Source organism: Streptomyces sp. NPDC057271 (assembly GCF_042668715.1).
Classification (GTDB): Bacteria; Actinomycetota; Actinomycetes; order Streptomycetales; family Streptomycetaceae; genus Streptomyces.
In genome coordinates this window covers 1-1,856 of sequence record NZ_JBHUYJ010000234.1, presented here as the reverse complement: position 1 = coordinate 1,856, position 1,856 = coordinate 1, and the positions used below count along the sequence as shown (strand labels likewise).

The 1,856-nt window shown below is 64.3% G+C and carries 2 protein-coding genes; one reads left to right on the top strand and one right to left on the bottom strand.

The features are described 5' to 3' along the window. Positions 1-443 precede the first annotated feature (443 nt). Positions 444-974: a hypothetical protein gene (locus tag ACFUJR_RS39175; RefSeq protein ID WP_383181664.1), complete on the top strand. Its 531-nt coding sequence runs from the start codon at positions 444-446 to the stop codon at positions 972-974. A gap of 377 nt (positions 975-1,351) precedes the next feature. Here the strand turns inward: ACFUJR_RS39175 and ACFUJR_RS39170 are convergent, their stop codons facing one another. Continuing rightward, positions 1,352-1,684 carry a hypothetical protein gene (locus ACFUJR_RS39170; RefSeq protein ID WP_383181660.1) on the bottom strand — a complete coding sequence of 111 codons (333 nt, stop codon included), beginning with the start codon at positions 1,682-1,684 and terminating at the stop codon, positions 1,352-1,354. Positions 1,685-1,856 lie beyond the last annotated feature (172 nt).

The window sequence follows — 1,856 nt, the reverse complement described above, 5'->3', positions numbered from 1 at the left end:
CGACAGCCGGGCCCTCGGTTTGTCGGCCATCAGGCACAGAACGCGAAACGGTCCACCGACTCCGCCGGCGGACCGTCGCGAAAGATCGAGGTTAGAGGCGGGGGAGCCGGGGTGAGAGTGGAGCGGATATCCCAACGGGCCGTAGCCCGGACCCCGTGAAACGTGGTCACCTCGTCCGGCGCAGCCGGACGTTCGGGACAAGGCGGAGCCCGGTCAGGGTCCATGGAGCGCGGCTTTCCCTTCGCGGGTCTGGGAGGGTTGGTCACCAACTCAAGCGCGGAGCAATGTATTCCGGCTACTGACCCGAGTGCCGCTTACGAAGAGAGGGGGCTTGGGCCCACCCGAAGCGACGCAGCGCATGCACAGTATCTGACAGTCGCTCAAAGTTGTTTTGCAGGAAGTGATCATACCGGTATAGTAGGCGAGAGTTGCTGATTTTCAGCATGAGGGATTGGGTCTTGGGGGTAAATGTGAAGAGTTTTGCAAGGGCTTTGGCTTCATTCTCTGCTGTATCGGCATTGATTCTGACTGCTACCGGTACAGCACAAGCCGCTACGGCGGCACCGGATGCGACGATTGTCTCCGTGTGTTACCGGGCCCACGTTTCGGGTGTGGGATGGGAGAGTAAATTCACTTGCGGTGGATGGTCAGGAACTGTGGGACAGAACAGGGCTATCGAAGCTCTACAGATCAGCGCATACGGGGTTGGCTGGTTCTGCGCCCAGGCTCACACGCGGAACGTAGGCTGGGGCCCGAAGGAGACGTGTGCGGAGGGCGGCCAGACCATCACCATTGGAACCACCGGACAAAACCTTCCGATGGAAGCTATTCGTTTCAGTAGCCCCAGGACTGTATGGGCAAATGCGCACGTACAGAACGAGGGTTATACGGGCTACTCCATTGGTACCTGGATCGAAGCGGGTACGACCGGCAAGAATCAGAACCTGGAAGCTCTCTCGATGAGTTTCCGCTAGCCGCCAACTTTAGAACCCAGTGCAGCAATTGGGCTCGGCTTAGCGGGGCCCAATTGCCAGCCCCCTGCGGAGCGGGCTTGTCTTGGAGGCGAAGCCGGAAAAATACCGGGCGAGGGAGCGAAGCGGACCCGCCCAACGGGCCGAAGGCCCAGACCCCGTGAAACGGGGTCAGTTCCGGTCCGCAGCGAAGCGCAGGACCCCGGCCCGAAGGGCCGGCCCTGGGCTCGGCTGCGCCGAGCCTCGTCGAGCGCAGCGAGGCGTTTCATTGCTCCGGAGCGAAGCAGAGGAGCAGGCGCCGAAGGCGCCTCGGCCGAGCGCAGCGAGGCCAGTCTTACCTGAGCGCGCAGCGCTCAGGTACCCGCTCTGAAGGCTTCCTACTACTGCTCGCTGGGCAGCGCGCGGCCTGCGTCCGCCAGCAGTCCCGCCGGGACCCCGTCGCGCATCCATGCCTTCGCGACCATGCTGACCATGCCGCCCCGCCCGTGCAGCACCGGCCCGCCCACCATCAGTTCGCGAGCCGCGGCCGGCGCGAGCGGCAACCCCAGATAGGCCGCCGACGGCCGGGACCACGTCACGTCCCGCACCTCCCCCGCAGCCGTCGCACACCACGCGTGCGGATCCATCCCGTACGGCTCCAGGGCCCACCCCTCCACGTACAGCAGCGATTCGCCGTCGCGCGGCTCGCTCGCCCACAGCACCGACTCAATCAAGCGCGCACCCGGCTCACCTTGGCTCTGTCGGTGATCTTGAAATTTCCCGGCGTGGCGCCATGACCAGTGGGCATGCCCGGGCTGTTCCGTTGACCGTTGTGCTCGGCGAGGTGTCCGTTGTCTCTTCGTCCCCGTTCTGGTGAGCAAGTACCGGCTCTGACCGCGCAGGTCG

Bases quoted from the DNA above. Each gene is read 5' to 3' on its own strand.
- ACFUJR_RS39175 (WP_383181664.1), top strand. From the start codon at position 444: ATGAGGGATTGGGTCTTGGGGGTAAATGTGAAGAGTTTTGCAAGGGCT.